The 5842-nt window shown below is 72.3% G+C and carries 6 protein-coding genes and 1 pseudogene; 5 read left to right on the top strand and 2 right to left on the bottom strand.

The annotated features are described in order from the left end of the window. Positions 1 to 1519: MFS transporter (locus tag ESO86_RS10195; RefSeq protein WP_165307615.1), on the top strand; the 1519-nt coding region annotated here is incomplete at its 5' end. Positions 1520 to 1555: 36 nt separating this feature from the next. On the opposite strand, the gene ESO86_RS10190 is transcribed toward ESO86_RS10195, so the two are convergent. Beyond that, the gene (locus ESO86_RS10190; protein ID WP_129234796.1) at positions 1556 to 1819 is read right to left on the bottom strand and encodes a DUF6458 family protein; all 264 of its coding nucleotides are present in this window, start codon (positions 1817 to 1819) and stop codon (positions 1556 to 1558) included. Positions 1820 to 1958: 139 nt separating this feature from the next. Between ESO86_RS10190 and ESO86_RS10185 the strand changes: the two genes are divergently transcribed. From ESO86_RS10185 to ESO86_RS10170, 4 genes are all read left to right on the top strand, one after another. Beyond that, the gene (locus ESO86_RS10185; RefSeq protein ID WP_129234795.1) at positions 1959 to 3029 is read left to right on the top strand and encodes a 3-isopropylmalate dehydrogenase; all 1071 of its coding nucleotides are present in this window, start codon (positions 1959 to 1961) and stop codon (positions 3027 to 3029) included. Between the two features lie 47 nt (positions 3030 to 3076). Next, entirely contained in the window at positions 3077 to 4174 is a 1098-nt protein-coding gene (locus tag ESO86_RS10180) for a branched-chain amino acid aminotransferase (protein ID WP_129234797.1), read from the top strand. 70 nt (positions 4175 to 4244) lie between these two features. After that, positions 4245 to 5024: a fumarylacetoacetate hydrolase family protein gene (locus tag ESO86_RS10175; RefSeq protein ID WP_129234794.1), complete on the top strand. Its 780-nt coding sequence runs from the start codon at positions 4245 to 4247 to the stop codon at positions 5022 to 5024. After that, positions 5024 to 5548, top strand: coding sequence for a group III truncated hemoglobin (locus tag ESO86_RS10170; protein ID WP_207207086.1), 525 nt, complete (start codon positions 5024 to 5026; stop codon positions 5546 to 5548). The genes ESO86_RS10175 and ESO86_RS10170 overlap by 1 nt, the downstream gene beginning before the upstream one ends. 34 nt (positions 5549 to 5582) lie before the next feature. On the opposite strand, the pseudogene ESO86_RS10165 reads toward ESO86_RS10170, so the two are convergent. Further along, positions 5583 to 5842 (bottom strand): annotated as a pseudogene (locus tag ESO86_RS10165) (aminotransferase class V-fold PLP-dependent enzyme); the annotation flags it as partial.

Below are 5842 nucleotides of genomic sequence, written 5' to 3'. Positions count from 1 at the left end.
CCGCGTCGGCTCGGTCGCGCGGCGCGGCGCGACCCGCCGCTGGGTCGCGCTCGCGGTGCTCATGCTGCCGGTGCTGCTCGTCGCGGTCGACAACACCGTGCTGAGCTTCGCGCTGCCCGCGATCGCGCGCGACCTCGGCCCGACGGCTGCGCAGCAGCTCTGGATCATCGACGCCTACCCGCTCGTGCTCGCGGCGCTCCTCGTCGCCATGGGCAGCGCGGGCGACCGGTTCGGCCGCCGTCGCATGCTGTTCATCGGCTCGATCGGGTTCGCCGTCGTGTCGATCGCCGCCGCGTTCGCGCCGACCGCCGAAGCGCTCATCGCGGCGCGTGCCGCGCTGGGCTTCTTCGGCGCGATGCTCATGCCCTCGACGCTGTCGCTGCTCCGCTCGGTCTTCACCGAGCGCGAGGAGCGGCGCCTCGCGATCGCCATCTGGGCGTCCGGCTTCGCGGCCGGCGCCGCGCTCGGCCCGATCGTCGGCGGCGTGCTGCTCGAGCACTTCGCCTGGGGCTCGGTGTTCCTCCTTGCCGTGCCGGTGCTCGTGCCGCTCGTCGTGCTCCTGCCGATGCTCATCCCCGAGAGCCGCGACCCCGCGCCCGGCCGCATCGACGCGCTCAGCATCGTGCTCTCGTTCGGCGCGATGGGCGGCGCCGTCTACGGCATCAAGCACCTGGCGACCGAGGGCGTCGACGTCGTCGCGGTCGGATCCATCGTCGGCGGACTCGCGCTCGGCGCGTGGTTCGTGCGTCGACAGCTGCGAGCGCGCACGCCGATGCTCGACATGCGCCTCTTCCGCGTCGGCGCGTTCGGCGGCGGCGTGGTCGTGAACCTCCTCAGCGTCATCGCGCTCGTCGGGTTCCTCTTCTTCGTCTCCCAGCACCTCCAGCTCGTCGCCGGGCTCTCGCCCGTCCAGGCCGGGCTCGCGCTCGCACCCGGCCTCGTCGCCATGATCGCGGCGGGACTCTCCGTCGTGGCGCTCGCCCGGCGCATCCGCCCGCGCGTGCTCGTGCCGTCGGCGCTCGCCGTCTCCGCCGCCGGCTACCTCACGGTCGCGCTCACCGCGGGCCAGGGCGTCGTGGGCGTCGTGGTGGCGTTCGTGCTGCTCGGACTCGGCATCGGCATGGCCGAGACCGTGTCGAACGAGCTCATCCTCTCGGCGGCGCCGCCGGCGAAGGCCGGCGCGGCCTCGGCGGTCTCCGAGACGGCCTACGAACTCGGCGCGGTGCTCGGCACGGCGCTCCTCGGCAGCATCCTCGCGGCGTGGTACCGCGCGTCGCTCGACCTGCCCGCCGGCCTCACGGCGTCGCAGGCGGATGCCGCGCGCGAGACGCTCGCGGGTGCCGTCAACGTCGCGGAGTCGCTGCCCGCCGCGGCATCCGCCGAACTGCTGGCATCGGCGGCGCACGCGTTCGACGGCGGCGTCGTCGTGACCTCGTTCATCGGCGTCCTGCTCATGGTCGGCGCCGGGGTCGTCGCGGCGCTCACCCTCGACGACGCGAGGGGCGCCGCCTCGGAGTGAGGCGGCGCCCCTCGCGGGCGCTTCGGTCGATCGACGTCAGACCGTCGTGGTGTCGTCCGGGCGCGACGTCTCGTTGCGCGTGACGCGGTCGCCCGTCGCGGGGTCGACCGTCGTGCGCTGGGTGGAGACGGAGCTCCGGCGTCGCGCCATCAGGATGATGCCGAGGATGATCACGACGGCACCGGCCGCCATGAGGATGTAGCCGACCATCTGCAGGTTGATCCAGTCGACCGCCAGGTTCAGCGCGAACGCCAGGACGGCGCCGATGGCGAAGAGGACGATTCCGAGGCCGAGACTCATTGTGCGGTGCCTGCTTTCACTCGGGCGGCGCGGGGCCGCGCGGGGAAGGGGCGGGATGCCGCCCCGATGCGCCCGAGTGTAGTGATCGCCGCTCGCGCCGGACAGTACGCTGGGAGGGCTGGCGTACGAAGGAGTGTTCATGGTAACGACGGTCAGGCTCGCGGTCATCCCGGGCGACGGCATCGGTCCCGAGGTGGTGGGCGAGGCGCTGAAGGCGCTCGACGCCGCGACCGCCGGAACCGACGTGGTGTTCGAGCAGACGCGCTTCTCGCTCGGTGCCGCGCGCTACCTCGAGACCGGCGACACGCTGACCGACGACGACCTCGAGGCCATCAAGGGCCACGACGCGATCCTCCTCGGCGCCGTCGGCGGCGTGCCCGGCGACCCGCGCCTCGCGGGCGCGAACATCGAGCGCGGCCTGCTGCTGAAGCTCCGGTTCGAGCTCGACCACTACGTCAACCTCCGCCCGAGCGTGCTCCACCCCGGCGTCGCGAGCCCGCTCTCCGATCCGGGCGACGTCGACTTCGTCGTCGTCCGCGAGGGCACCGAGGGCCCCTACGTCGGCAACGGCGGCGCGATCCGCGTCGGCACGCCCGCAGAGGTCGCGAACGAGGTGTCCGTGAACACGGCCTACGGCATCGAGCGCGTCGTGCGCTACGCCTTCGCCGCGGCATCCGCCCGACCGAGGAAGAAGCTGACCCTCGTGCACAAGACCAACGTGCTCGTGTTCGCCGGCTCCCTCTGGAAGCGCCTCGTCGACGCCGTCGCGGCCGAGTACCCGGACGTCACGGTGGACTACCTGCACGTCGACGCCGCCACGATCTTCCTCGTCACGGATCCTGCTAGATTCGACGTCATCGTCACGGACAACCTCTTCGGCGACATCCTCACCGATCTGGCCGGCGCGATCAGCGGCGGCATCGGACTCGCGGCCTCGGGCAACATCAACCCCGACGGCCGGTTCCCGAGCATGTTCGAGCCGGTGCACGGTTCGGCTCCGGACATCGCCGGGAAGGGCATCGCCGACCCGACCGCCGCCATCCTCTCGGTGGCGCTCCTGCTCGACCACCTCGGGCAGGCGGCCGCCGCCGACCGGGTGCGCGACGCGGTCACCGCCGACATCGCCGAACGCGGCGACGCGCGGCGCTCGACCTCCGAGATCGGCGACGCCATCGCCGCACGCATCGGCGCCACCGTCGGCGCCCACTGACTCGCACCGTTCCGAAGGAGGACACCTTGACCACGTCGAACCTCACCCTGAAGACCCCGTCGCCCGCCGGGCTCGTCTGGCAGGTCACCGCCAACGAGAACGCCAAGTCGGTCGAGGAGCGCGAGGCGGTCCTCGCGGACCCGGGCTTCGGCAACCACTTCACCGACCACATGGCCGACATCTGCTGGTCCGAGAAGGGCGGATGGCACCGCCCACGGGTCTCGCCGTACGGGCCGATCCAGCTCGACCCGGCGGCCGCCGTGCTCCACTACGCGCAGGAGATCTTCGAGGGCCTCAAGGCCTACCGTCACGCCGACGGGTCGATCCGCACCTTCCGTCCCTACGAGAACGCCGCGCGCATGCAGCGTTCGGCGAGGCGGATGGCGCTGCCCGAGCTGCCCGTCGACATCTTCATCGACTCGCTGAAGCAGCTCATCGCGGTCGACGCCGACTGGGTGCCGAGCGCGCCCGAGACGAGCCTCTACCTCCGGCCGTTCATGTTCGCGAAGGAGGCGTTCCTCGGGGTGCGCCCGGCCAAGAAGGTGGCGTACTACCTCATCGCCAGCCCGGCGGCGGCGTACTTCCCCGGCGGCGTGCAGCCCGTGAACATCTGGCTCTCGACCCACTACGCGCGGGCCGGCAAGGGCGGCACGGGCGCGGCGAAGACGGGCGGCAACTACGCCTCGAGCCTGCTGCCGCAGGCCGAGGCGCACGAGAAGGGATGCCAGCAGGTGCTCTTCCTCGACGAAGGCAAGTACCTCGAGGAGCTCGGCGGCATGAACGTCGTCCTCGTGAAGAAGGACGGCACGCTCCTCACGCCCGAGTCCGACTCGATCCTCGAGGGCATCACGCGCGACTCGATCCTGCGGCTCGCAGCCGACCGCGGCCACCAGGTCGAGCAGCGGCCCGTGACCCTCGACGAGTGGCGCGAGGGCGCGGCATCCGGTGACATCGTCGGCGCGTTCGCGTGCGGCACCGCGGCGGTCGTCGTGCCCATCGGTCGACTCCTCGCCGAGGACTTCGAGATCGTCCACCCGGGCGCCGCCGCCGAGGAGCTCGCGCTGTCGCTCCGCGAGGAGCTCACCGGCATCCAGTACGGGCGCGTCGAGGACCGCCACGGCTGGATGGTGCGACTCGACGCGTAGTCGCCTCACGGCGTCCGCACCGCCCGCACGTCCGCGGGCCGGTGCGGACGCCGCGCAATAGGCTGGCCGCATGAAGATCGCGCGCTTCTCCCACGGTGAGACCATCTCGTTCGGCATCGTCGATGAGGAGGAGCACGAGCTCGTCGTGCTGAAGGCCGATCCGATGTTCGCCGGGTACGAGCCGACGGGGGAGCGCGTGGCGCTCGCCGACGCGAAGCTGCTGGCCCCGGTGATCCCTCGGTCGAAGGTCGTCGCCGTCGGCAGGAACTACCGCGAGCACGCGGAGGAGATGGGCGGCGAGGCGCCGGCAGAGCCGCTGCTCTTCCTGAAGCCCAACACGTCGGTGATCGGACCCGGCGACGCGATCGTGCTGCCGCCCGAGAGCGCGCAGGTCGAGTTCGAGGGCGAGCTGGCGGTCGTCATCGGCCGCGTCGCGCGTCGCGTGAGCGAGGCCGACGCCGAGTCGGTGATCTTCGGCTACACGATCGCGAACGACGTGACCGCGCGCGACCTGCAGCGACGTGACGGGCAGTGGACGCGAGCGAAGGGCTTCGACACCTTCTGCCCCCTCGGCCCGCTGATCGAGACCGATGTCGACCTCGCGAACGGCGAGATCACGACGAGCGTCAACGGCACGCGCCACCAGCACGGCCGCTTCGCCGACATGGTGCATTCGGTCGCGAAGATCGTGTCGTACGCGTCCGACGTCTTCACGCTCCTGCCGGGTGACGTGATCCTGACCGGCACGCCGGCCGGGGTCGGCACGATCGTCGACGGCGACTCGGTCGAGGTGGCGGTATCCGGGCTGGGGTCGCTCGTGAACCCGGTGCGCGAGGCGCCCGCGCGCTGATGTCGGGCGAGGTGTCGCGCGGATCGGCCGTGCCGGCGGGGCCGAACGAGGTGCGCGACGTGCGCGAGCTGCGCGACCGCGACGACGTCGCCCGACTCGTGCGCGAGTTCTACCGGCGTGCCTTTGCCGACCCGCTGATCGGGCCGATCTTCACCGAGGTCGCGCGCATGGACCTCGAGCACCACCTGCCGATCATGTGCGACTTCTGGGAGACGGTCGTGTTCCAGGCCGGCACGTATCGCCGGAACGCCCTCGCACTCCACGAGGCAGTGAACCGCCGCGCCCCGCTCGGCGCGGAGGAGTTCTCGCGCTGGCTCGACCTCTGGACCGCCACCGTCGACGACCTGTTCGAGGGCGAGGCCGCCGAGCGGGCGAAGGTGCAGGCACGACGGATCGCGTCGTCGATGCGCCGTCGACTCGAGGGCGGCTCGGGGAGCGCGTTCGAGACGATCGGCACTCGTGAGCGGCTCGCTGCGGCGGGCGAGATCGACGAGGTCCGCGGGAGCCGACCGGCCGGCGCGTGACGGACCGGCGTCGTTCGCGGGCGCGGCTGACGGCTCAGGCCGAGCGGTGGCTCCGCGTGACCGCGGCGGCGGCCATCGCGACGTCCTCCTCGTCGTTCCACACGTGGAACGCGACGCGGGCGCGCCCGGCGCGCCCGGACGCGACGAGCCCCGCCGCGGTCAGCGCAGCGAGGTCGTCCCCGTCGGGATCGGGCCACGTGACGATCGCACTGTCCGAGGGTGCGAGCCCGACGCGCGCGCGGAAGGCGTTCGCGAGCCCGAGGTCGTGCGCGAGCACCGCTGCCGGGTCGAGCC

Origin of the sequence: Agromyces binzhouensis (assembly GCF_004135055.1) — a bacterium.
Lineage (GTDB): Bacteria > Actinomycetota > Actinomycetes > Actinomycetales > Microbacteriaceae > Agromyces > Agromyces binzhouensis.
This window is presented reverse-complemented; position numbering and strand designations above follow the sequence as displayed.